At 61.0% G+C, this 24,102-nt stretch carries 26 protein-coding genes and 1 pseudogene; 8 read left to right on the top strand and 19 right to left on the bottom strand.

Features of this window, described 5'->3' with window-relative positions; translation table 11 throughout:
• Nucleotides 1-10 precede the first annotated feature (10 nt).
• On the bottom strand, nucleotides 11-1,525 hold the full coding sequence (locus tag ACRANW_RS12445) for a TonB-dependent receptor plug domain-containing protein (protein ID WP_479432087.1): 1,515 nt from the start codon (nucleotides 1,523-1,525) through the stop codon (nucleotides 11-13).
• A 445-nt stretch (nucleotides 1,526-1,970) separates the two neighbouring features.
• Between ACRANW_RS12445 and ACRANW_RS12440 the strand changes: the two genes are divergently transcribed.
• Nucleotides 1,971-3,611, top strand: coding sequence for an acyl-CoA dehydrogenase family protein (locus ACRANW_RS12440; RefSeq protein WP_479432086.1), 1,641 nt, complete (start codon nucleotides 1,971-1,973; stop codon nucleotides 3,609-3,611).
• On the opposite strand, the gene ACRANW_RS12435 is transcribed toward ACRANW_RS12440, so the two are convergent.
• Nucleotides 3,608-4,069: a response regulator gene (locus tag ACRANW_RS12435; RefSeq protein WP_479432085.1), complete on the bottom strand. Its 462-nt coding sequence runs from the start codon at nucleotides 4,067-4,069 to the stop codon at nucleotides 3,608-3,610. The genes ACRANW_RS12440 and ACRANW_RS12435 overlap by 4 nt on opposite strands.
• Nucleotides 4,070-4,222: 153 nt before the next feature.
• Here ACRANW_RS12435 and ACRANW_RS12430 point away from each other — a divergent pair, with 153 nt between their 5' ends.
• Both ACRANW_RS12430 and trxB read left to right on the top strand, forming a co-directional pair.
• Nucleotides 4,223-5,038 (top strand): tyrosine-protein phosphatase, encoded by an 816-nt coding sequence (locus ACRANW_RS12430; RefSeq protein ID WP_479432084.1) that lies wholly within the window; start codon nucleotides 4,223-4,225, stop codon nucleotides 5,036-5,038.
• 55 nt (nucleotides 5,039-5,093) lie between these two features.
• Nucleotides 5,094-6,065, top strand: coding sequence for a thioredoxin-disulfide reductase (gene trxB, locus ACRANW_RS12425; RefSeq protein WP_479432083.1), 972 nt, complete (start codon nucleotides 5,094-5,096; stop codon nucleotides 6,063-6,065).
• A 20-nt stretch (nucleotides 6,066-6,085) separates the two neighbouring features.
• On the opposite strand, the gene ACRANW_RS12420 is transcribed toward trxB, so the two are convergent.
• From ACRANW_RS12420 to ACRANW_RS12380, 9 genes and pseudogenes are all read right to left on the bottom strand, one after another.
• A complete protein-coding gene (locus ACRANW_RS12420) occupies nucleotides 6,086-6,514 on the bottom strand; it encodes an MAPEG family protein (RefSeq protein WP_479432082.1) in 429 nt (142 codons plus the stop codon).
• Nucleotides 6,515-6,526: 12 nt separating this feature from the next.
• On the bottom strand, nucleotides 6,527-6,976 hold the full coding sequence (locus ACRANW_RS12415; RefSeq protein ID WP_479432081.1) for an MAPEG family protein: 450 nt from the start codon (nucleotides 6,974-6,976) through the stop codon (nucleotides 6,527-6,529).
• A 204-nt stretch (nucleotides 6,977-7,180) separates the two neighbouring features.
• Nucleotides 7,181-7,666 (bottom strand): STAS domain-containing protein, encoded by a 486-nt coding sequence (locus ACRANW_RS12410; protein WP_479433944.1) that lies wholly within the window; start codon nucleotides 7,664-7,666, stop codon nucleotides 7,181-7,183.
• Between the two features lie 84 nt (nucleotides 7,667-7,750).
• A pseudogene (locus ACRANW_RS12405) lies at nucleotides 7,751-8,938 on the bottom strand (SulP family inorganic anion transporter); the annotation flags it as partial.
• Between the two features lie 4 nt (nucleotides 8,939-8,942).
• Nucleotides 8,943-10,169, bottom strand: a complete 1,227-nt coding sequence (locus ACRANW_RS12400; protein WP_479432080.1) for an NAD(P)/FAD-dependent oxidoreductase — start codon at nucleotides 10,167-10,169, stop codon at nucleotides 8,943-8,945.
• 27 nt (nucleotides 10,170-10,196) lie between these two features.
• Nucleotides 10,197-10,616, bottom strand: a complete 420-nt coding sequence (locus ACRANW_RS12395) for a protein tyrosine phosphatase family protein (protein ID WP_479432079.1) — start codon at nucleotides 10,614-10,616, stop codon at nucleotides 10,197-10,199.
• On the bottom strand, nucleotides 10,616-11,032 hold the full coding sequence (locus ACRANW_RS12390) for a DUF6691 family protein (protein WP_479433943.1): 417 nt from the start codon (nucleotides 11,030-11,032) through the stop codon (nucleotides 10,616-10,618). The genes ACRANW_RS12395 and ACRANW_RS12390 overlap by 1 nt, the downstream gene beginning before the upstream one ends.
• The gene (locus tag ACRANW_RS12385; protein WP_479432078.1) at nucleotides 11,032-11,496 is read right to left on the bottom strand and encodes a YeeE/YedE family protein; all 465 of its coding nucleotides are present in this window, start codon (nucleotides 11,494-11,496) and stop codon (nucleotides 11,032-11,034) included. The genes ACRANW_RS12390 and ACRANW_RS12385 overlap by 1 nt, the downstream gene beginning before the upstream one ends.
• Nucleotides 11,493-12,425, bottom strand: a complete 933-nt coding sequence (locus ACRANW_RS12380; RefSeq protein ID WP_479433942.1) for an MBL fold metallo-hydrolase — start codon at nucleotides 12,423-12,425, stop codon at nucleotides 11,493-11,495. The genes ACRANW_RS12385 and ACRANW_RS12380 overlap by 4 nt, the downstream gene beginning before the upstream one ends.
• A 74-nt stretch (nucleotides 12,426-12,499) precedes the next feature.
• Here ACRANW_RS12380 and ACRANW_RS12375 point away from each other — a divergent pair, with 74 nt between their 5' ends.
• Together ACRANW_RS12375 and ACRANW_RS12370 are read left to right on the top strand one after the other, a co-directional pair.
• Nucleotides 12,500-13,150, top strand: coding sequence for a peroxiredoxin (locus ACRANW_RS12375; protein ID WP_479432077.1), 651 nt, complete (start codon nucleotides 12,500-12,502; stop codon nucleotides 13,148-13,150).
• Nucleotides 13,147-13,500: an ArsR/SmtB family transcription factor gene (locus ACRANW_RS12370; protein WP_479432076.1), complete on the top strand. Its 354-nt coding sequence runs from the start codon at nucleotides 13,147-13,149 to the stop codon at nucleotides 13,498-13,500. Before ACRANW_RS12375 ends, ACRANW_RS12370 begins: the two co-directional genes overlap by 4 nt.
• Nucleotides 13,501-13,617: 117 nt before the next feature.
• Here the strand turns inward: ACRANW_RS12370 and ACRANW_RS12365 are convergent, their stop codons facing one another.
• From ACRANW_RS12365 to ACRANW_RS12340, 6 genes are all read right to left on the bottom strand, one after another.
• Nucleotides 13,618-13,968: a DMT family protein gene (locus tag ACRANW_RS12365; protein ID WP_479432075.1), complete on the bottom strand. Its 351-nt coding sequence runs from the start codon at nucleotides 13,966-13,968 to the stop codon at nucleotides 13,618-13,620.
• Nucleotides 13,969-14,235: 267 nt separating this feature from the next.
• Nucleotides 14,236-16,323 carry a TonB-dependent receptor gene (locus tag ACRANW_RS12360; protein ID WP_479432074.1) on the bottom strand — a complete coding sequence of 696 codons (2,088 nt, stop codon included), beginning with the start codon at nucleotides 16,321-16,323 and terminating at the stop codon, nucleotides 14,236-14,238.
• 34 nt (nucleotides 16,324-16,357) lie between these two features.
• Nucleotides 16,358-17,617 carry a HupE/UreJ family protein gene (locus ACRANW_RS12355; RefSeq protein ID WP_479432073.1) on the bottom strand — a complete coding sequence of 420 codons (1,260 nt, stop codon included), beginning with the start codon at nucleotides 17,615-17,617 and terminating at the stop codon, nucleotides 16,358-16,360.
• A complete protein-coding gene (locus ACRANW_RS12350) occupies nucleotides 17,599-18,930 on the bottom strand; it encodes a tetratricopeptide repeat protein (RefSeq protein ID WP_479432072.1) in 1,332 nt (443 codons plus the stop codon). The genes ACRANW_RS12355 and ACRANW_RS12350 overlap by 19 nt, the downstream gene beginning before the upstream one ends.
• Nucleotides 18,931-18,997: 67 nt before the next feature.
• A complete protein-coding gene (locus ACRANW_RS12345) occupies nucleotides 18,998-19,687 on the bottom strand; it encodes a DUF4331 family protein (RefSeq protein WP_479432071.1) in 690 nt (229 codons plus the stop codon).
• Nucleotides 19,688-19,722: 35 nt separating this feature from the next.
• A complete protein-coding gene (locus tag ACRANW_RS12340; protein WP_479432070.1) occupies nucleotides 19,723-20,388 on the bottom strand; it encodes a DUF4331 family protein in 666 nt (221 codons plus the stop codon).
• A gap of 176 nt (nucleotides 20,389-20,564) precedes the next feature.
• On the opposite strand from ACRANW_RS12340, the gene ACRANW_RS12335 reads away from it, so the two are divergent.
• The 3 genes from ACRANW_RS12335 to ACRANW_RS12325 all read left to right on the top strand — a co-directional run bounded on the left by ACRANW_RS12335 (nucleotide 20,565) and on the right by ACRANW_RS12325 (nucleotide 22,482).
• Nucleotides 20,565-21,122: an RNA polymerase sigma factor gene (locus ACRANW_RS12335; protein ID WP_479432069.1), complete on the top strand. Its 558-nt coding sequence runs from the start codon at nucleotides 20,565-20,567 to the stop codon at nucleotides 21,120-21,122.
• Nucleotides 21,115-21,906 carry an anti-sigma factor gene (locus ACRANW_RS12330; protein ID WP_479432068.1) on the top strand — a complete coding sequence of 264 codons (792 nt, stop codon included), beginning with the start codon at nucleotides 21,115-21,117 and terminating at the stop codon, nucleotides 21,904-21,906. The genes ACRANW_RS12335 and ACRANW_RS12330 overlap by 8 nt, the downstream gene beginning before the upstream one ends.
• Nucleotides 21,907-22,212: 306 nt before the next feature.
• On the top strand, nucleotides 22,213-22,482 hold the full coding sequence (locus ACRANW_RS12325) for a hypothetical protein (protein WP_479432067.1): 270 nt from the start codon (nucleotides 22,213-22,215) through the stop codon (nucleotides 22,480-22,482).
• A 1-nt stretch (nucleotide 22,483) separates the two neighbouring features.
• On the opposite strand, the gene ACRANW_RS12320 is transcribed toward ACRANW_RS12325, so the two are convergent.
• Both ACRANW_RS12320 and ACRANW_RS12315 read right to left on the bottom strand, forming a co-directional pair.
• Entirely contained in the window at nucleotides 22,484-22,978 is a 495-nt protein-coding gene (locus ACRANW_RS12320) for an isoprenylcysteine carboxyl methyltransferase family protein (RefSeq protein ID WP_479432066.1), read from the bottom strand.
• Nucleotides 22,975-24,024: a type III polyketide synthase gene (locus ACRANW_RS12315; protein WP_479432065.1), complete on the bottom strand. Its 1,050-nt coding sequence runs from the start codon at nucleotides 24,022-24,024 to the stop codon at nucleotides 22,975-22,977. The genes ACRANW_RS12320 and ACRANW_RS12315 overlap by 4 nt, the downstream gene beginning before the upstream one ends.
• Between the last annotated feature and the right edge of the window lie 78 nt (nucleotides 24,025-24,102).

Below are 24,102 nucleotides of genomic sequence, written 5' to 3'. Positions count from 1 at the left end.
TGCCGTAATATTACCGGTCTTCGATCCGGGTGTTCAGAAACGTCGATTCCACTTCGGTGCGGCCGTAATTGTAGGACACTTCCCAGTCCCAACCCAAACTCGGAATCTCGCCCTTCAGGCCGCCAACGATGCGCCAGGTTGTGCGTTCGGTTTCCTCAAAAGGCTGGACATCGATATCGAGAACGTCGCGCTGCAGATTGATCCCGGTGCCTATGCCAAGCCCCTCAAGCTGATTGATCTGCGCTTGTAACGCTGCCGGGATAAAGGGGTTGTCAGGCTGGATCGGGATTTCATCAGTAAATGGAATTCCAGCCTGATCCTTGCCTGACGTGAACGCGAAGGTGCCTTCGACAAAGGCCCTTACATTTGGCGTAATTTCGTAATCGGCCCCTGCGCTGACGACCACCTGATCCAGCTCCGGCAGGATCAGGCCAAGCGGGTTGGCACCGATACCGTCCCCGCCAGAGGAATCGAAGCCACCCACCGACAGTCCGGGATCGAAGGCCCTGAGCACACCATTGTCGAGCACCTGCGCGGTCGGGATGTTGGTTCCTGCAATAAGTGGTGTCACCCCGGCGCGGGCCGAATTTCGGCCTGCAATGAATGCAGAGCGATCAATCGCAATAATGCCGAGCGCCGAGGAGATCGGCAGGGTGTAATTGGGCACGAATGCGTTCGCCGGGATTTCGCCAGCAGGCAGGCCAAGCTGCGCTTGCGTGAATCCAAGCGCGTCCAGAGTGGCCTGGCTTGCCGCGCTCAGGGTGGAAAAGCCAACCCCGGCGAAATCGCGATCGGCCGCGATCAGCGACGTCTGTTTGCGGTATTCGACCGAGAAGACCGCACTGCCGCGCCCGTCGGAAAATTCGCCGCCAAGTGCGAGCGAGCCACGGAAGCTTTCAGCATCGCCCTTATCGGACACACCGCCCTGGAAATTATATTCGAGGCCATCAAAATCTCGGCCGCTGCGCAAGGTGAAGTTGACCACGCCGGTCACGGCGTCTGCACCATAGATCGACGAGGCGCCGCCGGTCAGCACTTCAACGCTTTTGATGCGCGCTTGGGGAATGTGGTTGATATCGACCGCAGCCGATCCACCCGTTCCAGGCACGTGTCGCCGGCCATCTACCAGCGTCAACGTGCGCACCGCCCCCAGATTACGCAGATTGAGCAGGCTGAGCCCAAGATCGGAACTGTCACCATCGGCGGCCTGGTTGACCGAGTCGGTGCCGGGTAGTGAGCCCTGTAAAGCCGGAATATTGCGTAGCAGCGTGGCGATATCGGCCTGCCCGTTGAGCTGGATTGCTTCGGCATCGACCACTGTGATCGGGCTTGCCGCCTCCAATGCCGAATCCAGCGCAATGCGCGATCCGGTAACAACAATGGCCTGGCCTGGCGCAGCGGCTGGATCGTCTTCTGCCACGCTGTCTTGCGCGGCGGCCTGCGCAGGAGCAAAGCCTGCAACAAGGAGAGCAGCGGCGATGGCGGGAAGCGACGACGAATGGAGAGAGAGCTTCGTAATTCGCATGATGTGACCTCGCATGGGTGTGACCGGAGCGGGGCTTGCAATGCTGCTTGGCATTGCAATACCCTACTGTCGTCGTCCGATGAGCCGCCACCGTGGAGCGATTGCTCCTGCCCCAGCGGCTCCCTTACGGTCCTTCCTGCGCGAGATCGGGTGGCCGGGTCTGATGCCCGTTACCTGTCCGCCCCGTTGATCAAATCTGCGCCAGCTTCCAACTGGTGCGTCCCAAGTATTACGAGACGGCGAATTCGTAGTAAGTGGTTATTATGCGTATAGACAGGTGCTGAAATCACTGTCGCCGCGTTATTGTTGCCGGAAAGCAACAATTGCACATGGCACTCGGTTTCCTCCGGCGATACCCCATCACTTTGCGGGTTCGCCTGCGCCCACTGCCTCTGCTAGCACCCATGCCATGAACGAATGGATTCAGACAGCGCGTGCGAGCCTCATGGCGGCGCACGCATATTCCGAATGTGTGCAGGCGCGCGTGGCCGAAGTGGCAGCGCCGTGCGGCGCGATGGATCCGGCCTTGCTGGCGCGTGAGCAGCACCGGGTTCACGGATTTGCCTGGATCGCAGCCAGCGTTGCCGCCTTGGACGCTACGCTCGATTGGGCGGTGCGGGCCGAGGCTACTGGGCGGTTTGGCGTGGCGGAGGAACTGGCGCTGCGGATCGGTTTTGGCGAATACTGCGCGCAGATCGCTGGCGGTCTGCCGATGAGCGCCAGCGAGATCGTGCGCCCGTCCGCGTTCGGCACCGAGGCGGAAGCCCGCATTTTTGCCGCCCATCCCGCAGTCGCCCGGATGCTGGCGCATGGCAATTCAACCGAAACCCGCGCCGCATTTGCTGCGCTGCTGGCCGAAGGCGTACGGCCGTCCGAGGCACTGGGCGATGACGCGCTCGATCAGGTGCGTGAGTCTCTGCGCGCGTTCACGGCTGATGCGATCACGCCCCATGCACACCAGTGGCATCTGGACGACGCGCTGATCCCGGACGCGGTGATTGCCGATATGGCCGCGCTCGGCGTTTTTGGTGTGTGCATCCCCGAAGAACATGGCGGGCTGGGGCTGGGCAAGCTGGCCATGGCGGTGGTTTCGGAAGAACTGTCGCGGGGCTGGATCTGCGCAGGCTCCCTGGGCACCCGATCGGAAATCGCGGGCGAATTGATCGCAGAGAATGGCACTGCCGCGCAACAGGCGCGGTTTCTGCCGCGCATTGCCGATGGCTCGTGCCTGCCCACCGCCGTTTTTACCGAGCCTGATACCGGATCAGACCTCGCCGCCGTGCGCACCCGTGCCCAGCGGCAGGCCGATGGCCGCTGGCAGGTGACCGGCGCAAAGACCTGGATCACCCACGCCGCCCGCGCCGACCTGATGACGATGCTGGTGCGCACCGATCCGGCGGTGCCGGGCTATGCGGGCCTTTCGATGCTGCTCGCGGAAAAAACGCGCGGCACAGATGACAACCCGTTCCCCGACGCCGGGATCGACGGAAGCGAGATTGCTGTGCTCGGTTATCGCGGCATGAAGGAATATGCGTTGGGGCTGGATGGCTTCGGCGTGGCAGCAGAAGGCTTGCTCGGCGGTGAGGAGGGGCAGGGGTTCAAGCAATTGATGCGCACCTTCGAAGGCGCGCGTATCCAGACCGCCGCCCGCGCGATTGGCGTGGCCTGGAACGCGTTTGATCTCGCGCTGGATTACGCGCTGGGGCGTCAGCAATTCGGACAGGCGCTCGTGACCTTTGCGCGGGTGGCGGACAAGCTGGCGCTGATGGCGGCGGAAATCGTGATGGCGCGCGAACTGACCTATGCTGCGGCCCGCGCCAAGGACTGCGGTGCCCGCTGCGATATTGAGGCCGGGATGGCCAAGCTGCTCGCAGCGCGTGTCGCGTGGAGCGCCGCCGACAACGGGCTGCAGATCCATGGCGGTAATGGCTACGCGCTCGAATACCCGATCAGCCGCGTGCTATGCGATGCAAGGATTCTCAATATCTTCGAAGGCGCAGCCGAGATCCAGGCGCAGGTCATCGGGCGCGGATTGCTGATGGCGCAGGGCGGGCCCCGGGCAGCCGCGGCCACTGCCACGGCTTAAAGCAGGCGCCGGGCTACACCGACTGAAATCGCAGCCCGCGTTGGCGTCAATCCCACCGCGCACTTCAGGTCAACGTGGCGAGGGCGGTCACCGCGCAGCTTGACGATCCGCCCGACGCGCCGGGCCAAATCAAGGGGTTCGAAGGGTTTGCTGATAAAGTCCTGTGCGCCTGCATAAATCGCCTGAAATGCGTCCTGGTCGCCGCTCATTGCAGTGAACATGATGACGGGTAGATCGTAGAATTCAGACGATCGGCGCAGGCGCCGTAGCAAGGTCATGCCAGATTCGCCGGGCATCGACTGGTCAAGCAGAAGGATGTCAGGCCGCTTGCGCTGCAGGCAACTCCATGCCTCCGCCGCGCAGGTCACCCAGCCACAGGCATGGCCAGCATCGATCAAGGCTTCACTCGCCAGTTCAGCGATCAGTTCGTCATCATCAGCAATCAGGATTCGGGCCATTATGGGTGGGCCTTGTGCTACGCGTCATGTTGGGAAATGCCTGATTAACCAAAAGGTCTTCCGCTGGGCTTGGCTAGCCCCCTCGCAATGCCACCTAGACGCAGCCAGACCCCGCCTTGCCCCTGCCTAGCAGGGCTGTAAGTGTCTCACTCCATGACCAGCGATTCTTTCGGACAATCGTCCAACAGCGCCCGCATCGGCACCTTTTATGTCACCCAAGGCATTCATAATCTTCGTGATTATGGCGGATATGTGGTACCGGGTGAAGGCCGGGTGCGCAACGGCGTGCTGTTCCGTTCGGGACAGCACATGGAAGCCTCTGACACGGATCTGGCATTGGTCGATGCGCTTGACATTCGCACGGTGATCGATCTTCGCGGGGTGAGTGAGCGCACGGGTTTTCCATGCAGACGCCATCCGAGGTTTGCCGCGCAAGTAATTGCCTATGATGGAGAAACTAGCAATTCGCCGCCGCATGAAGGTGGGGGTGGTCGGGTGGTGATGACCCCGCAGAAAGCGCGTGAGCGGATGCTGGCCGTCTACACGCGGATGCCGGTGAACCCCGCCATGATCGCGATGTTCACACGGTATTTCAACGCCTTGGATGACGGTGATGGCGGAAGCCTGGTGCACTGTTTCGCTGGCAAGGACCGTACCGGCATTGCGGTGGCTTTGCTGCTTCACGCGCTTGGCGTGCATCACGATGATATCGTTGCTGAATTTCTTCTGACGAACGAGGCGCCGACACGCGAAATTCTCGAACGCCAGTCGCTCCCCCGAATGGCGGCGCATTATGGCGCAATCGCGCCAGAAGCGTTGCACAATCTGATGGGCGTTTTACCCGAGTATATCGCGACTTATATCGTAGAGGTGACACGCGATCACGGCTCTCTCGATGCCTATCTCGCCACACAATTAGGTGTGGACGGAGCCAAAAAAGAGCGCCTGCGCGCCAAGCTGGTGGCGTGACAATCTGACTACAAATCCCCATATCAAAGATCTGATTTTGACCAGAGGCAATCCCATGGCGACCCACACCACCAAGATGCTCATCATCGGCTCCGGCCCAGCGGGCTATTCCGCCGCCATCTATGCCGCCCGTGCGATGCTGGAACCCATTGTTGTTCAGGGACTTCAACCGGGCGGCCAGCTGACCATCACCACCGATGTCGAGAATTTCCCCGGCTTTCGCGATGTGGTGCAGGGGCCGTGGCTGATGGAGGAAATGCGCGCCCAGGCCGAGCATGTCGGCACCCGGATGATCTGGGACACGATCGTCACGGTCGATCTTGAACATGGCTCGCCCTTCCGCGCTATCGGTGACAGCGGCGATGAATATATCGCCGACTGCATCGTTATCTGCACTGGTGCGCAGGCCAAGTGGCTGGGCGCACCGGGTGAAATGGAATTGGGCGGCAAGGGGGTTAGCGCCTGCGCAACCTGCGACGGATTCTTCTATCGCGGCAAGACAGTGGCTGTGATCGGTGGCGGCAACACTGCCGTCGAAGAGGCGCTTTACCTCACCAATCATTCCGACAACGTCACTCTGATCCATCGCCGCGACAGCCTTCGTGCAGAGAAGATCCTCCAGGAACGCCTGTTCGCCAATCCCAAGATTTCCGTTTTGTGGAATAAGGCGGTCGACAGCTTTGAAGCGGGCGCAAACGGTATGCTTCACCACCTTGCCTTGACTGACACGGTCACGGGCGAGACGTCGACGCTGGAAGTCGACGGGGCTTTTGTCGCCATCGGCCATGCGCCGGCAACGTCGCTGTTTGCAGGCAAGCTGCCGATGGACGAGAACGGCTATCTGCTGACCGAGCCCGGTACGCCCAAGACCGTGATCCCCGGCGTGTTTGCCGCGGGCGATGTGACGGACCACGTCTATCGGCAGGCTGTGACAGCAGCAGGCATGGGCTGCATGGCGGCGCTCGATGGCGAGCGCTTCCTCGCTGAACGCGAATATGCGGTGCAGGAAGCCGAAGCGGCGGAGTAAATCCCGCGCCGCTGCAGACTTCAGAAAATCGCCAGCGCGGCGTGCAGGATGAGCGCCATCAGCACAACCGATGACAGCGCGAACAAGGCAAACCGGACGATCACGCGATTGATCGTGGCCTGAACAACGCTGTGCGCCACGCGCAGGCCGACATAGGCCCAGGCGAGGACCGTGTTGAAACCATCCCCCTGACCGATGATCGCAAGCACGATTGCTATCGCATAGAACACAGTAGGTGCTTCGTGTAGATGGTTGTAATTATCGGCTTTCCAGCTAATGGCGTCGGGTAGTTTCGCTCTCAAACTGGCCCCGTCGCTGCCGACGAGGTTTTTGGCGTCGATCCCGGCTTTGTTCATCGCCGGAATGCGCGTGGCATACATCCACACCCACATCACCATCGTCCAGGCGAGCAGTGCCACCACAGGTTGTAGAATACTTGTGCCGATCATTATGTCGTCTCCTTAGGCAGGCAAGGCGGAAGGGTCGGCCAGGACGGTCGCCATCACGGCGCGCACTCCGAGAAACAGCAGAGCAAAGGTCGACATCATGAACAGTACGAAGCGTATCGGCACTGTATTGACAGTCGCCTGCCAGATGGAATGGATGATCCGCAGCACGACATAGACCCAAGCGGCCAAAAAATCCGGTGCGCCGGGGTCCATGATCGCGAGGATCATCACAGCGGCATAGAAAACCGTCGGTTGCTCCATCAGGTGCGTATAATTGTGCGCAGGCCAATTGACGCGGGGGTCCACTTGCCCTTCCAGATCCTGTCCGCGCCCACCGGGCCTGGCGCTAAGGTCGATCCCGGCCTTCTTCAGTGCAGGCAGGCGAACGCTGGCCATCCAGAAAAACATGATGATCGACCACACCACCAACACGGCGGCGGGCGCGAGTATCTGCGCTTGCATTGAAAGACCCCCTTTTCAGAGCGTGGCTCTTACGCACAAACTGCGAGGGCCGGAATGGATTGTCAAACGCAACCGATCAATCGCGCGGAAAACAAGATGGCAGCGCACAAGGGGGGCGGGCGGATCATGTCATAAGGCTTGGCGATTGCGAGATTAGGGCCGCTATTGCTTACAGGTTTTCAATATTGAAATCGCGATTGCGGCTTAGATCAACCCGCGCGCTTCCAGCGGGTCTGCCGTCTCCGGCACCACGCCGGTATCCTGTGCCAGTTGTGCAAAGGCACTGTCTTGCGACAGGAATACCCGGCCTGACAGATCATTGAGCAAATGGCTGCGCTTGAGGCCATCCATCACCGGCCCCTTCACCTCCGAAAGGTGCAGTTTGATGCCGCCGTCCGCGAGGCGGTGATTGATCGCCTCAAGGCTCTCCAGCCCTGAGACATCAATCGCGTTGACCGCGCTGGCCATCAGCACGACGTGGCGCAAGGCAGGCCGCTCGGCGACCTGCTCCAGCACGTATTCCTCCAGCCAGCGGGCGTTGAGATAGGTCAGGCTCTCGTCGATCCGGATCGAGAGCAGGTGCGGCAAGGTGAGCACCTGATGCCGGTCGACATTGCGGAAATGCTCGGTGCCAGGCACCCGGCCGACGATCGCGGCATGGGGTCGGCTGGCGCGCCACAGATACAGCATCAGGCCCACGGCCACCCCGGCGATCACGCCTATTTCCACACCTGCCGTCAAGGTCGCCGCAATCGTCGTCGCATGGGCGGCAAAGTCGGCCTTGGAATAGGCCCACAGCAGCTTTGGCGGCTTGAAATCAACGAGGCTCAGCACCGCAACGATGATCGTGGCTGCCAGTGTTGCATTGGGCAGGTGAAACAATAACGGAGTGAGAAACAATGAAGCAAGCGCGATGCCGACCGCGGTATAGGCGCCAGCGGCGGGGGTTTGCGCGCCAGCATCGAAGTTGACGACGGAACGCGCAAACCCGCCGGTGATTGGATAGCCTCCCGATAGCGCACTTGCGACGTTCGATGCGCCCAGGCCGATCAACTCCTGATCCGGCACGATCCGCTGGCGGCGTTTGGCGGCCAGCGTCTGGGCGACCGAGACGCTTTCGACAAAGCCGATCACCGAAATCAGCAGCGCGGGCACCCACAGCGCTTGCAGCAGGGCTGGGTCAGTCGAAGGCAGCGCAAACGGCGGCAGGCCTTGCGGGATTGCGCCGACCACTTAAACCCCGCGTGTCTCAAGCCCAAAGCCGATCACGGCAAGGATTGAGGCCGCCACAGCCACCACCGGCCCGGCCTTGGCGCTCATGTCGGCTGCGCGCGGGCTCAGGCCAAGCCGCTGGAGCGCGGGCTTCAATCCCTTGCGCACCCAGAACAGAAACAGCGTAGCCGGAACCCCGATAGCGAGCGTGGCAAGGTTGACGCTGCCGATCGATCCGGCGAGGCCTCTCAGCATCTCCGGCCATGTCTCGCCCCCGGCTTTCACTCCGAGGATGTGCTTCAACTGGCTGGTCGCAATCAGCACGCCGCTGGCTGAGATGAACCCGCTGATCACCGGATGCGACAGCAGGTTGGCAAGAAAGCCAAGCCGCAATAGGCCCAGCAACACCAACATCACGCCCGACAAAGCAGCCAGTGTAATCGCCGCTTCCCAATATTCTGGTGTCCCCGGCGTCGCAATCGCCCCCACCGCGCTCGCCGTCATGAGCGAGACGACCGCCACTGGCCCCACCGCCAGCGTCCGGCTGGTCCCGAACAGCGCGTAGGCGAACAGCGGCAGGATCGAAGCATACAGCCCCACCACCGGTGGCAACCCTGCCAGCATCGCATAGGCGAGGCTCTGCGGGATCAGCATGATGGTGACGATCACCGCAGCCATCAGATCGCTGGTCAGTGCAGGACGATCATAATGGCGTCCCCATTCGAGGATCAGGAAGTAGCGTTGCAACACGGCTTTATTGCGCAATCAGGCCGCCGGGACCGGCCAGCCATTCGCGCCCCTTGAGCATCCCGTTCCAGTACAGCCATGGGAGAAGATCTGCCTTGAGCATCCATGACAGGCGCGCAGGTTTGGTCCCGTCGACCAGCCAGGTGGGGAAACTTGGGGCAAGTTTTCCGCCGTACCCAAATTCCGCGAGCACGATCTTGCCGCGCTCCACCGTCAGCGGGCAGGAACCATAGCCGTCATAGCCTGCGGTCGGCCCCTTGCCGTCCAGCTGCCGCAGCGCGTTGACAGCCACAACTGGCGCCTGCTTGCGAACGGCAGCGGCTGTCTTGGCATTAGGCGTTGAGCCGCCATCACCCAGTCCGAAAACATTGGAATAGCGCACGTGTTGCATCGTGTGCTGATCGACATCGGTAAACCCGCTTGGGGCCGACAGCGGGCTATCAGCGAGGAATTGCGGCGCCACCTGTGGCGGAACCACGTGGAGCATATCGAACGCGGTTGTAACCTCGCCATTGGCCGTGGCGAATGTCGCCTGGCGGGAGGGGCCATCGACTGCGATCAGCGTGTTGCCGAGATCAAGGGCAATTCCGTATTTCTCGATATAGCTCATCAGCGCTGGAACATAGTCTGCCACGCCAAACAGCACCGCGCCGGAATTGCGGAACGCGACAGCGATATCACCCAGCACGCCTGCGCGCCGCCAGTGATCACAGGCAAGGTACATGACCTTCTGCGGCGCGCCTGCGCATTTGATCGGCATCGGCGGCTGCGTGAAGATCGCGCGCCCGCCCTGCATCTGCTGCACAAGCTGCCAGGTGTAAGGCGCAAGATCGCCGCGGTAATTCGAGGTCACGCCGTTCTGACCCAGCGTTTCGGTCAACCCGGCGATCTTTTCCCACGCCAACCGGATGCCAGGGGCGACGATCAACACATCGTATCGGATCGTGCTACCATCTCCCAGCGTGACCTGATTATCCTCGGGCTGAAAGCTCGCCGCGGCCTGCTTGATCCAGCGCACGCCCTTGGGCATCACGAAATGCATCGGGCGAGTGGTGGTGGCCACATCGAACACCCCGCCGCCCACCATCGTCCAGCCGGGCTGGTAGGCGTGGGTTTCGGCCGGCTCGACAATCGCAATGTCGAGGCCGGGGCGGCGTTTCAGCAGGGAAGCCGCCGTCGCAATGCCCGCCGCGCCGCCGCCGATGACGACGACTGTGTGTGAAATGGAATTCATGGCCGGTCCCTCCCGTGGCGTGCGGACTTAGCCGCCCGCTTCCATCCGCTCGGCCAATGCCGAGAGGTCAAATCCAGCCACGCTCGCGCGCGCGATCCGTTCTTGCGCGCTCAAGCCTTCGACATTGGCGAGCGCATCAAGCGTGATCGCACGCATCCCACTGCGGCAATAGCCCAGCACCTTACCGTGCGCGGCGCGCCGCGCATCAGCGAAAGCGGCCACGGCAGCGGGCGGAAACACGCCGCCTGCAACTGGAATATGATGGAAGGCGAGACCCGCATCCTGCGCTGCGGCGCGCATCGCATCCAGCGCAGGTTGGCCCGGTTCCTCACCATCAGGCCGGGTGCAGATGACGGCGGTAAATCCGTCATCTGCAAGCGCCGACAGATCTTGTGGCTGCATTTGGGCGCTCACGGCGAACCCAGCTGAAACGGGGCGAGTTTCCATCACGATTGTCCTTCCACAAGGCGCACAAACAGCATGCCTGCCAGCAGCGCGACCACGAAGATTGTGGCCGAAACGGGCGCAATCGCCAGCGCGGCAAAGCCGGGGCCGGGGCACAGGCCCGCAATCCCCCAGCCGATCCCGAACAGCGCCGAACCACCAATCAGCCGCAAGGTGAGATCAGAGCGGTCGGGCAGGGCAAAGCCGTCTGCGAAAACGGGCCGCAGCATCTTGCGTTGAAAGGCCCAGGCAACGGCCATAACCAACACGGCGCCGCCCATCACGAAAGCAAGCGTCGGATCCCATGCGCCGAACAGATCAAGAAACCCGCGCACCCGCGCCGGATCGGTCATGCCGCCGATGGTAAGGCCTGCGCCAAAGATGATGCCTGATGCGAGCGAGACGAGCGGATCGCGCATCATGGCAGCACCGCGATGCCGAGCGCATTCATGGCTGCCACCGTCGCAAAGCCGGTCGCCATGAAGGTGGCAACTGCGACCAGCGACCTTTGTGACAGGCGGCTCATGCCGCACACGCCATGTCCGCTGGTGCAACCGCTTCCAAGGCGGGTGCCGATGCCGACGATAAGTCCAGCGATTGCCAAAGTCACAGGCCCTGCAAATGCCGGCGCGGCGGCTGCGGAAAAGCTGCCGACGATCAGTGCGCCAAGCGGCAGGCCGATCACGAACGCCCAAGCGCCGAGGAGTGGTTGTGATCCGTCAGAGAGTCCGAAGGCGCGGGCAGCGATGCCGGACACACCCGCAATCCGGCCTGCGCCCAGCAACATCAGCGCAGCAGCCAGCCCGATCAATACCCCGCCGGCGAGACCAGCAAGCGGTGCCGCGTCAGGAAATCCCGGCAAAGGAGTCGCCAGCACGCTCATACCGCGTTCAGGGGGATCTTGAGGTAGGTGACGCCGTTCTCGTCTGCTGGTGGCATGTGGCCTGCGCGCATGTTCACCTGAATTGCGGGTAAAATCAGGCGCGGCATGTCGAGCGTCGCATCACGCGCCTCGCGCATCTGCACGAATTCGTCCTCAGTGATACCGTCATGGGCGTGGATATTGCCTTCGCGTTCTGCGGCAACGGTGGTTTCCCAGACGTAGGTCGTACGGCCTTTAGGCAAATAGTCGTGGCACATAAACAGCCGGGTTTCCGGCGGCAGCGAAAGAATGCGCCGCAGCGATCGGAACAGCTTGCGCGCATCGCCACCGGGGAAGTCGGCACGGGCTGTGCCGTAGTCGGGCATAAACATGGTATCGCCCGTGAACACGGCGTCGCCGATGACATAGGCAATGTCCGCCGGCGTGTGCCCCGGCACATGCATGACAGTCACCGGCACGTCACCGATCATGAAAGTATCGCCGTCCTTGAAAAGCGCATCGAATTGCGATCCGTCCCGCTCAAACTCGGTGCCGGCATTGAACAGCTTGCCAAAGACCTGCTGGACCGTATCGATCTCGGCGCCGATCGCAATTTTCCCGCCCAGCTTCTGTTGAAGATAGGGTGCGGCGGAAAAATGGTCGGCGTGAGCATGGGTTTCGAGCAACCATGATACTTTCAGATTATGTTTCAAAACATGATCTATAACTGTGTCAGCCGATCCCGTTGCCGTGCGGCCCGAGTTGGGGTCAAAGTCCAGCACGGAATCGATGATGGCCGCCGCCAACGTTGCCGGATCGTGGACAACATAAGTCACAGTAAAGGTGGCCGGATCAAAGAAGCTCGCAATTTCTGGCTTCAGCGCTGCGTTGCGTACGGCACCGAGCACCTGCTCGGTGGCCGCTTGCAGAACCGGATCACTCGCAGTCATAATACTTCTCCATTCAATTTCATAAATCATGTATATGTATTGCAATTGGAGTGTCAAGTGCTAAGGGGTCAAGCATGAACCAGACAACCAGCTCCGGTCCGCCTTGCGCAGGCCTCAGGATCGGCGATTTTGCCCCTGATTTCGAAGCCCGCAGCACCATCGGGGCGGTGCGACTCTCGGCTTTTCGCGGACGATGGTTGGTGCTGTTTTCGCATCCGGCCGACTTCACGCCGGTATGCACCACCGAATTTGTCGCCCTCGCGCAGGAGGCGGCTGCCTTCGAGGCGCGTGATTGTGCATTGATGGCATTATCGGTCGACAGCCTGTTTTCCCACTTCGCATGGCTGCGGATGATCCGGGATCGCTTCGGCGTCGAAGTTCGTTTTCCGATTGTCGAGGATCCGACGCTGGTGATTGGCCGGGCGTTTGGTATGGCCTCGGCGCAGGACAGCGACAGTGCGACGGTGCGCACAACCTTTTTCATCGACCCCAAGGGCGTGATCCGCGCCATGACCTGTTATCCGGTCAACCTGGGACGCTCAATTCCGGAAATGTTGCGGATCGTTGACGGGCTTCAAGCGGTCGACGCTCAAAAAGCCTTGGCACCTGCGAACTGGCAACTTGGAGAGCCGTTGCTGATGGCGCCATCCCACGATCTTGATGAGGTCTTTGGCGCAGATGACGTTTCCGGCTGGCTCCTGCGCGAACGTACGGGTGATGCATGATGGCCGACCAAGACCCAATCGAAGCTTTGAAGGCCCTCGGGCACCCCTTGCGTTTCCGCATTCTCATCGCGCTGGCAGCCGGTGAACGCAACGTGGGCGAGATTGAGCAAGTAACCGGGATTTCACAGCCCGGACTGTCCCAGCAACTTGGCGTGCTGCGCAAGGCAGGGTTGGTCGATACCCGCAAGGACGCCAAACTGGTGTTTTACGCCATTGCCGGCGAGCAGATCGAAATGCTGTTGGACGCAATCGCCAGACTTTCACCAGAGGTTTCTGCAAGACGCGATGCGCCGAAAGCTTTAATCGCACCGGCCGTCCCTGGTGTCGCAAACTTTGCTCGAATGTTTTGATCCGATGTTCAGCCTGATAGCGGAGGTGCTCAGCAACATTGCGCGAGCCCGTGCGTACAGGTTTTCTTTTGGCAGCGGCTCAGGCCTTGCAAACTCACAAGAGCGCCGTCGCCGGCTTCACCCCAGCGGTCCTGCAAAGATGAAGTAGGCCCCAGCGATAATCAAGCCGAAGCCGACCGCGTGATTCCATGTCAGGGTTTCACCCAGATAAAACACAGAGAATCCTGCAAACACCGTGAGCGTGATGACTTCCTGGATGGTCTTGAGCTCGGCTGCCGACCATACGCCGTGCCCGATACGGTTGGCTGGGACCGCAAGGCAGTACTCGAAGAATGCGATGCCCCAGCTGACCAGGATGACGAGCCATAAGGCCTGATTGGGGAATTTCAGATGGCCGTACCACGCGAAGGTCATGAAGATATTCGAGACGATGAGAAGGCCGATCGGCGCAAGCGCACTTTGGGTCATGATAGAACGTTCATCCTTCCGAACAGATGTTTCCCCAATTGTGGTGGGCCTGAAACGGGCTTCTTCCGATCGAATCCGATGAAGCGAACGCCATTTATTGTCCAATTGAATGACGGCAAATGACCTTGCTGAACAGACTTCACCCCTTTCGCGATGTCTCCAAGAAATTTACCATGGGGATTGCTTTGCGCATGACGTGCTTGAAAAGCCTGAGGCACTGCGGCGTTAGTCAGCTTCGATCAGTTGGTGCGGTCTGCGCAGAATGGTTCAGAAGCTGAACCGCAGGCTCGCGCGAACCTGTCGCGGTTCAACCGGGTGGAAATGCCGATCCTCCACGCCGTTCGCTTCGCCGGGTAGTCGCGACTCATAGAAATATGTGATGTCGGCGTCGCGGGCATCGAACAGGTTGAACACCTCGACCCCAAGGCGCAGCGCGCCCAGATCGTAATAGCCTGCCAGATTGACCAAGGTGGTCGGGTCGGAACGGACCGAGCGGTCCTCGATCAGCGGAGCGCTGCCGAAGTGGCGCACGCGCGCGGTGACTGTCAGGTCGGGCACGGGGCTGACCGCGATCCCGGCGGCAATCACCTCGGCCACTGCGCCGGGAATGGCATTGGCGCCTGCACCGGGTCCGACGAATTCGGCATCGGTGTACGAATAGGCAGCGTCGATCACCACCCCGGCTATGGGGCGCCAGAACAGGTTGGCTTCGATGCCATAGCGACGCGATCCGTCATTCGGCTCGGTCGCGCCGCCGTCACCGATGAAGACCAGTTCGGAATCGAGTTCGAGCCAGAAGCCCACCAGCGAGGCATCAAGTGTTGCGGTCTCCAGCCGCGCTCCCAGTTCGGCCCCTTCGGCTCGGACCAGCAGAGGCACCCGCTCGGCGGCGTCGCCGCTCACCGGATCAACCGCGATGGTGGCACCGCGTGCATCGTTGGAATGGAAGGACTGGCCGTAATTGGCGTAAAGCTCGATGCTCTTTGATGGCTGCCATGCCAGGCCGAATTTGGGGGCGAACAGATCGTCGTCCGCGGTGCCGGAATTGACGGCGAGATCGGAACGCACGTCGACGGTCTGATAATCAAATCTGATGCCGGCAAAACCGCGCAATCCGGGCGCGATCGTTATCTGGCCGTCGACATAGAGTCCGACCCCTGTCTGGTCGATTGCGTCACGGCGCACGGTATCGACCGGGACGGCATCGACGCTGCGGAACAGGCCGACTTCGTCGATCGCATCGTGGCGCAGATCACCGCCAATGTTGACCGCGACGGGCCCGCGCTCAAAGCGATGTGCGACAGCGCCGCCGAGCACCCAGCGTTTGTCACGCTGGACGAATTCGTCACCCAGGACCGGATTTTCCAGGAAGTAGGTGAAGTTGGACACCAGTTCGAATTCATATCGGGTGGCATAGGCCGAGAACGTGGTCGCGCCGACGGTTCCGCCCAGCACGGCGCCAAGCCGCGTTGTGCTCCCGCCAAGGTCATCGTCGATATTGCCGAAGCGGTCGATCAGCCCGCTTGCGACCGCACGTTCCGGCACTTGGTCGGTTGATGTCCAGCGCGCGTCATAGGCGTTGAGTTGCAGCGAAAAGCGGTTGGTATCACCGCCGAAGGAATACTTCACCAGACCCGCAAAACGCTCCAGATCTTCGGCAAGCACCCAGGGGCCATCGTAGAATTGGGCATCGCCCACGATCAGCAGATCGCCATCGCCAAGAGTGGTGCTCCCACCTGCCACGCCCCGGACAAAGCCGAATTCGCCCACCTGCGCTTCGGCAAAGGGACGCAAGGTGTCAGCGGTTTTGAAAGCAGCGGTGCCGGCCGCGCTGAAATCGCCCACATCCGCAAAATAGGGGCCCTTGCGAAAGTCGATCCGCTCGACCGCCTCGGGGATCAGAAAATTGAAATCGAGATAACCCTGCCCATGGCCATGCGAGCGCATGTTGATCGGCACGCCATCGACAAATCCGGCAAAATCGGTGCCGTGGTCAAGATTGAAGCCCCGCAGGAAAAACTGGTTGCCCTTGCCGCTGCCCGAGTGCTGCGTGGCGATCAGGCCGGGGACATTTTCCAGCAATTCGCCCACCCGCGAAATCGGGATGGCATCAAAATCGGCATAGCCCACCGTGCCTTGCGATCCCGACCGGGCGACGCCGATTTCTTCCAGCGCGCGCCCATACACCACGATCCGCTGCGGTTCGGCCTCCGTGTCGCTTTCTCGGCTGGCAGAGTCCGCTTCGGGTGAGGGTGCGGTCTGTGCTGCCGCAGGAGAGGCAAGACAGCCGGCGGCTGTTCCCGCCAACAAGATCACCATCGCCCGGAATCGTGTCGATTTGGTGTATTCGGACATGAGAAATCCTTTGTGGAACGAAGCAGAGAAGGGATCAGACCGTGTGGAGTCTTTGTGCGATGGTCCGGCGGCCGATCAGGACCACTCCGGTCGTAAGCACAGCGAAAAACACCAGCATCATGCTTGTTTCGACCACCGCCTCGAACGGGACGACGAAGTTTTCGTCGAGGCCGGCATAACGATCCACCACCCAGACCGCTGCGATGGCGCTGCAGAACAACGCCAGTCCGCTGCGCAACCATTGATAGGCCGGTGTGGCTGCGATGGTGACAAGTGCCGGAACAATGGCCAGTGCAATGGCGATCTGGACCAGCTCAATCCCGATGTTGAAGCCGATGAGGGTAACGATATTGCGCGCGACCGAGAGATCGGTCGCGCTCAGGAACCCGGCAAAACCGAGGCCGTGGACCAGCCCAAAAAGCGTTGCGAACAAAGCCTCACGCCGCGGGAAGATCGGACGGATCGCATGGATCGCGGCAACCAGAACCGAAACTGCGATCAACGTTTCAACCAGCGTGCCGGGCAAAGTCAGCCCGCCCAGTGATGCCGCGATCAAAGTGGCGCTGTGCCCAAGGGTAAAGCCTGAAATCAGGATCGCTGCCGAGCGGATGGTCGATCTGGCCTTCCGCGCCTCGCGCCAGCGCCCGCGCCGCGCCATCAGGGGCAAGGGAAGCAACAGGGCAAGCAGGAAGGCCAAGTGATCAATCCCACCCAGAATATGGCCTGCACCAAGGCTGATCGCGTTGGCAAATGGCATCCAGCTGCGCGCCGCGCCGCGCTGGACCGGCAATGCCGTGCGGCTTGCCCGCAAGGTGCCGATGACATCGGGTTCATCGCCCAATTTGCTCGCCGGATCGCGCCGCAGCATGAGCAGCACAAAATGGTCCGGCACCGCGCCGATGACGGCGCGCCAGTGGAGCGTAAAGTCGCGCAGGTCCGATGGATTGCGCGGCGTCAAGGAAAGCGTCGCGACAAGATCCTGGCTGCCATCGAGGGTGACGAATGCCAAGCTTTCGACTTGTGTGCGCCACGCACCGACATCGCCGCTCGCCGTTATGGTTTCAGCAAGGTAGCGACGGGCTTGCGAACGGGCTGCGTCGTCCTGCGCGACGCGGTGGCCGCTGGCATAGGCATATTCTGCCGCTGGGATCACGACCTCCAATTCGACCCGGTCGGCCTGAAAATCGAGATAGGCTTCGCTGTTCGGAGCCTGGTGTGCGCGCACTGTGCCTGTCAACGCGGCGACAGCGATCAGCCATGCCATGACAATCCGGATCAGCCGTGTGCGAGCCATATCAGCCTCGTTGCAGGGTCATTGATCTTAGGGTTGATGGCGTAGGCCGCATCGCTCGCGGCTGTGGCCGCCTCGCTTTCGCCCAGGATCGTAAGCGCCTGCGCCTTGATGGCAAACAGCTGTGCCGACCGCCAACCGGATTTTTCAGCGAGCTCAATCTCGATCAGCGCAGTGCGAGGTCGATCATTTGCCAGCAGCGCCCGCGCCAGTAGCAGACGGGCTTCGCCAAAGGGGCGAGACGTAGCGTTGAGCTGAGCCAGACGCAGCGCCTCTTCGGCATTGCCGAATACCAATGCGTGCTCGGCTGCATGGGCGGCGAAGGCTGCGGGGAATTTATCGGTCCATGCCTGCCAGATCGCCCCGGCCCGTTGCGCCCAGACCCGACTGCGGGCAATGTCGCCCCGAACGCGCCACACCAGCGCAAGCATATCCATCGCTTCGGGCCGCGCATGATCGCGTGCCACGCGCTCCAGTTCGGTAATGGCGCTTTGCGTCTGACCGTTGGCGAGCCGCCCCTCAGCGCGATAGAGCGCGGTCAGCCAATGGCCGGGAAACAGCGTTTCGGCGCGATCGTACCAGTTGTTCGCAGCAACATAATCGCCGCGTGCACTTTCGATCATGCCGGTCTGTAGCGCGATGCCCGACAGCACCACGGGCGTGTGTTTTTCGCTGCGGGTGGCGCTGGCCAGTGTCGCGATGGCGTTATCGAACGCGCCTGTGATGCGGTGCAGATTAGCCATACGCAGCGCCACGCTGACATGGGGGTCGATCTGCGCGGCCTCGCGGTAATGGCGATCGGCCTCGGCGTGGTTGCCGGTGTAGAGCGCCAGATCGCCGCGCATCGCGGCAGCTTCCGACAGAGCCTCCTTGTCTGGCGAGACACTGCTGCGCGCAAAGATATCGAGTTCCCTTGCCGCACCTGCCAGATCATGCTGTGCCAGTGCGAGTTCGGCGCGCAATTCCGGCACGCCTGATGGCAGTGGAGCAAGATCGCGCACCGCTGTGATCTGGGCATCTGCCATGTCGAGATAGCCTATCTGGCCGGTCAAACGGAACAGCGAAAGCGCCGCAGCACCTGTGCCTGCGTGGGGTAGCCATTCGCGTGGTGTCCGTTTGATCCGGTCTTGTGACAGAGCAAGGCGTTGGTTCGCTACGGTGACGAGCGCATCATAGGTTGCCGGGCCGTACGCTGGCCGTTCCATCGCAAAAGCAGGCGCAGGAACGCTGTCGCTACGTTGTATCGCCCATTGCAACAGCGCGACACACACGATCGCCAGTAGCGCGATCAGCGGCCGCCGTAGCAGTCTGGTCATAGCGTCCTTCCTGCGTTCTTGTGGACCGGGCAGGCCCTATCTTGAGCAGGCCTGCCCGGTCGTTGCTTCAGTTAGCGCGGGCGCAGGGCGTGAGCCCCGCCCCTACCAGATCATCCGCCAGCACGTTGGTCAGTCCGGTCAACTGCGCGGACAGTTCCGGCACGAAATCGCCGGCGGTATCATTGACCGGAGACGCATCATTGTAGTTGTTTTTCAGGCCCGAGCCGATCAGCACAGTCGAAACCGCCGGCATTCCCATGCGATCAACCCGCGTGTAGGCGTTGGCGGTATCGTTGCGGAAGGTAAAACCTGATCCCGGTGAGGTCATGACCTGGGTGCCTTGCGCGGGCGCCAGGAACGGGAAACCCGTAGGGAACGCCACGTCATTGCGCGGCGGGTTCAAAGGCAGGCCTGCCAATGTCCCCGCGCCATTGCGGCTCAGATCAAGGAAGATCACCGCAAGGGTGACATCAATCACCGGATCCGCCAGCAGACGTCCGTTGGGAAAGCCAGCATTGGCCCCCAGATTGAGCGTTAGCGTATCGGGTACCACCGCGCCCGCCACAGTCACACCGCCGGTGCCGGGGATGACCTGATTGAGACACGGGCCGACATCGAAGCCAACCGGGGTGGGAGACGGGGTGGGCGTGGGCGTCGGCGTGGGCACCACACCCACATCAGGGGGGCGGTTATCATTATCCCCGTCAAAACAGCCTGTCAGTAAGCCGAGAGCGGCGATCACGGGCGCCGTGATCAAAGCGTGGCGGAACGAACGGGAATATCTGCGTATCATTACAATTGGCCTCCGAAACGGGCAGTGGTGGCCCATACGTCCACCAGGTTGGCGCCATCTTCGATCCGGTCACGCGGGATTGAAATGACGATGGCGGTCAGGTTTTGACCAGCAAAGAAATCGCGCTGATTGTTGAAGCTCAATGTTCCGGTGGACAACGTGTCGCGGAAGCCCTGAAGATCGAAGAAGAACGGATCATCGAACAGACCGGTGCGAACGCGCACGCCATCCTTGCTGAGATCGGTTTCCACCGCGCCTTCGATTGTGCCGGTCACACCAGGCAAGCCTTTGACCTGCACACCGAAATTGTTGCTGCCCGTTCCTTGGCCAAAGCGAATCTCGATGGGGATATTGGGGGTGGTGCGCGGTGAAGCATTCGACACGTTGATTGTGTAAAGCACATCGGGATCATACACCGCTGGCAGGTTGGTGGCCTGGGGGCCGGCAAAGGTCAGCACGAGGTTGACATCGGTCGCGGTGTGCCATGCGAACACATCGGCAATATCTGCCGCCTTGTCCGGCGTGGTGTCGTTTGCCGGATTTGTGCGTCCAGGAGGATCGAGGTGATCGGCGGCGGTAAGGCCAGCGCCGGTAATGTAGAAAGCGCCCCCCGCCAGCGCCAGCATGACTCCGGCCGACAGGGGCAATGCGTGTTTCAATTTCACCCGAATTCTCCTCGCGCAATGCATCAATAAAATGGCTGCGCACGTTTATGCGCCTGGGCTCTACGCCAGGAGTCTCGGGCCGGTTTGGCTTGTTTGAAATATTTTTTAAGAACTTGCCTTGATCGCTGACGTCTTCATAGATCGCGAAAGGCTGAAGCGGGAGAATGACGGCGGGCATGGCCAGCGACCTGTATAATGAAGAGCTAGCCCAGATCCTTTCGGCCATGGCAGAGGGTGACAGGGAAGCAATGCATCGCCTGTACGTGCGAACGTCACGCGAGATTTATTCGCTATGCTTCAGCTTTATTCAAAACCGAGAAGCCAGCGAAGACGTAGTGCATGAGGTGTATTTGAAAGCGTGGAACCGGGCGTCCACATTCGATCACACCAAAGGTGCGCCGATGGCATGGTTGACCAGAATAGCGCGCAACAGCGCAATCGACTGGATCAGAGCACAAAAGCGTCGGCCAACGTCTGGTGATGACGAACTCCTCTTCATCGCTGACGAAAGTGAAACCGCAGAACAAATGCTCATCCGCGCCGAACAATCAGGCAATGTTATCCGGCAGGTGGAGAATTTGGCAGACGCTGATGCCAATTTGATCCGTAGCGCCTATTTACGCGGGATGACCTATTCGGAAGTGGCACAGGCAACGGGCTTACCACTCGGCACAGTCAAGACGCGAATCCGCAGGGGGCTTCGTATCATGCGCGAAAGAATGATCCATGATTGACGACCCTGACGCCCCAAACGATCCAGAGATGCTGGCAGCCGAATACGCGCTGGGATTGCTGGACGCCGAGGCTCATGCAGCAGCGGAAGCGCGCATCGCCACAGACCAGGATTTCGCCGCCCGTGTCGCGCGTTGGGAGGCGGTTGGCCACGACTGGGCCAGTGCAGCCCCTGCCGACACAGACTGGTCGGCCGACAGTTTGTGGCGTCGGATGGAAGCTGGCTTTCCCGAAAAGCATGGTTCGTCTGACCTGCCGCAACCCGCCAACGATACCGGCGTGAGATCAGTTTCTGGCCAATCGGCGACGGGTTGGCGTTTGGCTACGATGGCAGCCTCTGTCGCGGCTGTGGTCTTGGGTGGCCTCTACGTAAGCGAACGAGCACGTGTGCAGGAATTGGGTGAGAACCTTGCTCTTGCTGAAGCGCAAACGGCTCCGGATGCGTCAGCCATTCGCGTTGCACAGGTCAGCCGGGCCGACGGCGCACCTTTGCTCACCGTGTATTACGAGGGGGAGGGCGGCCGCCTGACCGCTCGGATTGCATCGGTTGGCGATCAAAATCTTGTTCCGGAATTGTGGGTGATCGGCCCGGATGGCAAGCCGCGCTCCCTGGGGCAGGGCGCAAGTGGTTCGGTGTTTGTCGTGGAACTTACCGATCAGATGCGTGCGGATATTGCTGCTGGCAGTTCCATTGCAATCTCGCTTGAGGAAGCAGCCGAAAGGCCGAGCGCGCAGCCGACGGGCGATCGCATTCTTGGCGCTGCACAGCTCGCTCCGGTGACGTAAATATCTTTTTGAGACGCCGACTTGCGCGATTGCATCCGGATCGACCCCGCGATCCGCATGCATTTTTCGGGAGCCGGAATCGCCGGTGAAGTCTGCCGGACTTTTACGTGCGATCCTCGCGGTGTGGTAACACAGCAACGGCTGTGAAGCGAGCGTGTGTGATAAGGGCGCAAACCCCACGCGCGGCCACTTGCAATTTTTTGCGACGCAATCGCCTTCGTCGGGTGGCCTCAATATTCACCGGTGGTTCAACCCCCATCCACCATCAAAGTCCTTGAAAATTTAACACAACGGGAAGCGCATCGTATGAAACAGAACCGGATTGGCAAACTTGTCTTGGGCATCAGTGCGTGTTTCATGGTCGTGGGCGTAACGGGAGCCGCCGTTGCCGCGCCCGACCCTGGCAAGAAGGCCTGCGCCAAGGAAGCGCGTGTCCTGTGTCCTGCTGAGATGAAGGCAATGAGCCGCAAGCGCGTTGAAGCCTGCATGATCAAGAATATCGAAAAGACCTCGCCAACGTGCAAGGCGGCCATGCTGAAAATCAAGGCCGAGCGCGAGGAAGCCGCAAAGGGCTAATTCAAGACGTGAGGCTGGCGTAGGCCGCATTCTCTGCGCGAATACGAACCCACAGCATGGCTGCATTGAGCGCCGAGTAAACGAGCGCGACCCAGATCAATCCGAACATCAAAGGCAGCACTGCGATTTCGGCGATCACCACGAAATAGTTGGGATGGCGCATAAAACGAAACGGGCCGTGCACGACCAGCGGCTCGTCTTGCGGAACGATTATGCGGGTTGTCCATCGCCGCCCCAAGGTGGCCAGCACCCAGATACGTAAACCCTGAAGAACCGCAAACACGGCCAGCAGCGGCATGATCACAGCCTCGCCCGGAGCCAAGGCCCACAGCACCGCCAACCAGGATGCGTGCATCAGAACCATTACCGGATAATGCGATTTCCCGAATTCGACCGCGCCGCCTGCAATCAGGGCTTTGGTGTTAATGCGTGCGATGACCAGTTCGGATAGGCGTTGCAGCGTAACGAAGATCATGATCGCGATAGGCAAGGTCATGCCGCGCTCCGCAAGGTTACCGAGCTTGCAGTGAACCCAGGTCCCAACGCTGTCATGACCGAGAGGGGTGGCAGCCCTGTTTGGCGCGCACGGTCCAGCACGAACAGCGCGGTCGGGGCAGACATATTGCCGTGCAATCGCAGCACCTCGCGCTCGTCATTGAGCGCGCCCTGCGGCAGGGACAGCGCCGTTTCGATCGCATCGACCACTTTGGCCCCGCCGGGGTGACAGATAAAGCGATCCACATCGCCGATCTGCAAGCCTTGAGGGGCCAGCATGGCTTCGACCGCGCCGCGAAATTCCTTCCGCGCAAACGCCGGAATGGCCCGGTTGAGAACGACACCCAGTCCAGCCGGCTCCATCTGCCATCCCATGATGTCGAGCGTGTCCGGCCAGGTCTTCTCGGCGCTGCCGGTGATTTGCGCGAAGCCTTCGTCGCCGGAACGGATCACGCAAGCCGCCGCGCCATCACCGAACAGAGCCGTCGAGACAATGTCTGCCTTGCCGACGTTTTCCGTGCGCAACGCAAGGCTGCACAACTCGACCGTGACGAAGAGCACGGTTGCGCCCCCGTCCACCCTAGCCAGCTTGGCAGCGAGACCGAGGCCCGAGACCCCGCCCGCACAGCCGAGGCCGAACACCGGCACTCTGGCAACATCATCGCGGAACCCCATCCGGCCCATCGCGCGGGCTTCAAGACTGGGCGTGGCGATGCCGGTGGACGACACCGTGACGATGGCATCCACGTCAGCAGCGTCGATGCCAGCTTCATCCAAAGCGCTTTGCGCCGCTTCAACAAACAGCTCGAGCGCCACTTCGAGATAAACTGCGGTGCGCTCCACCATACTGCGCGACTGCGTGTACCATTCGACCGGACGAGCCAGTTGCCGAAACTCGATCCCTGCGTTGCCATAGATGGAACGTAACCGTGAAAAGTCATCGAAGGCATCGCCCAGCAATTGTTCGGCCACCACCGCGCCGGTTGCTTGATCGAGAACATGGGGCGGGGTGGCAGTGGCAAGCGCGTGAATGCTGACGGGGATCATTTTGAGGGCCTTCGATCAGCCATGCGGCTGGGAAATGGATCAGTTGGTGGGAGAAGCATAATGGTGATGTCGCTGTTC

The organism is Erythrobacter sp. 'gip.4 top 5' (assembly GCF_056495765.1).
Note: the sequence above shows the minus strand (reverse complement) of the source record. Positions and strands in the feature narration are given on the sequence as shown.

Bases quoted from the DNA above. Each gene is read 5' to 3' on its own strand.
- ACRANW_RS12410 (WP_479433944.1), bottom strand. From the start codon at position 7,666: ATGCTGTATCTGTGGCGCGCCAGCCGACCCCATGCCGCGATCGTCGGC.
- ACRANW_RS12370 (WP_479432076.1), top strand. From the start codon at position 13,147: ATGATGGCCGACCAAGACCCAATCGAAGCTTTGAAGGCCCTCGGGCAC.
- ACRANW_RS12430 (WP_479432084.1), top strand. From the start codon at position 4,223: ATGACCAGCGATTCTTTCGGACAATCGTCCAACAGCGCCCGCATCGGC.
- trxB (WP_479432083.1), top strand. From the start codon at position 5,094: ATGGCGACCCACACCACCAAGATGCTCATCATCGGCTCCGGCCCAGCG.
- ACRANW_RS12360 (WP_479432074.1), bottom strand. From the start codon at position 16,323: ATGTCCGAATACACCAAATCGACACGATTCCGGGCGATGGTGATCTTG.
- ACRANW_RS12315 (WP_479432065.1), bottom strand. From the start codon at position 24,024: ATGATCCCCGTCAGCATTCACGCGCTTGCCACTGCCACCCCGCCCCAT.
- ACRANW_RS12415 (WP_479432081.1), bottom strand. From the start codon at position 6,976: ATGCAAGCGCAGATACTCGCGCCCGCCGCCGTGTTGGTGGTGTGGTCG.
- ACRANW_RS12325 (WP_479432067.1), top strand. From the start codon at position 22,213: ATGAAACAGAACCGGATTGGCAAACTTGTCTTGGGCATCAGTGCGTGT.
- ACRANW_RS12400 (WP_479432080.1), bottom strand. From the start codon at position 10,169: ATGAATTCCATTTCACACACAGTCGTCGTCATCGGCGGCGGCGCGGCG.
- ACRANW_RS12355 (WP_479432073.1), bottom strand. From the start codon at position 17,617: ATGGCTCGCACACGGCTGATCCGGATTGTCATGGCATGGCTGATCGCT.
- ACRANW_RS12420 (WP_479432082.1), bottom strand. From the start codon at position 6,514: ATGATCGGCACAAGTATTCTACAACCTGTGGTGGCACTGCTCGCCTGG.
- ACRANW_RS12435 (WP_479432085.1), bottom strand. From the start codon at position 4,069: ATGGCCCGAATCCTGATTGCTGATGATGACGAACTGATCGCTGAACTG.
- ACRANW_RS12330 (WP_479432068.1), top strand. From the start codon at position 21,115: ATGATTGACGACCCTGACGCCCCAAACGATCCAGAGATGCTGGCAGCC.
- ACRANW_RS12375 (WP_479432077.1), top strand. From the start codon at position 12,500: ATGAACCAGACAACCAGCTCCGGTCCGCCTTGCGCAGGCCTCAGGATC.
- ACRANW_RS12390 (WP_479433943.1), bottom strand. From the start codon at position 11,032: ATGCGCGATCCGCTCGTCTCGCTCGCATCAGGCATCATCTTTGGCGCA.
- ACRANW_RS12365 (WP_479432075.1), bottom strand. From the start codon at position 13,968: ATGACCCAAAGTGCGCTTGCGCCGATCGGCCTTCTCATCGTCTCGAAT.
- ACRANW_RS12335 (WP_479432069.1), top strand. From the start codon at position 20,565: ATGGCCAGCGACCTGTATAATGAAGAGCTAGCCCAGATCCTTTCGGCC.
- ACRANW_RS12350 (WP_479432072.1), bottom strand. From the start codon at position 18,930: ATGACCAGACTGCTACGGCGGCCGCTGATCGCGCTACTGGCGATCGTG.
- ACRANW_RS12440 (WP_479432086.1), top strand. From the start codon at position 1,971: ATGGCGGCGCACGCATATTCCGAATGTGTGCAGGCGCGCGTGGCCGAA.
- ACRANW_RS12385 (WP_479432078.1), bottom strand. From the start codon at position 11,496: ATGAGCGTGCTGGCGACTCCTTTGCCGGGATTTCCTGACGCGGCACCG.
- ACRANW_RS12445 (WP_479432087.1), bottom strand. From the start codon at position 1,525: ATGCGAATTACGAAGCTCTCTCTCCATTCGTCGTCGCTTCCCGCCATC.
- ACRANW_RS12380 (WP_479433942.1), bottom strand. From the start codon at position 12,425: ATGACTGCGAGTGATCCGGTTCTGCAAGCGGCCACCGAGCAGGTGCTC.
- ACRANW_RS12395 (WP_479432079.1), bottom strand. From the start codon at position 10,616: ATGGAAACTCGCCCCGTTTCAGCTGGGTTCGCCGTGAGCGCCCAAATG.
- ACRANW_RS12320 (WP_479432066.1), bottom strand. From the start codon at position 22,978: ATGACCTTGCCTATCGCGATCATGATCTTCGTTACGCTGCAACGCCTA.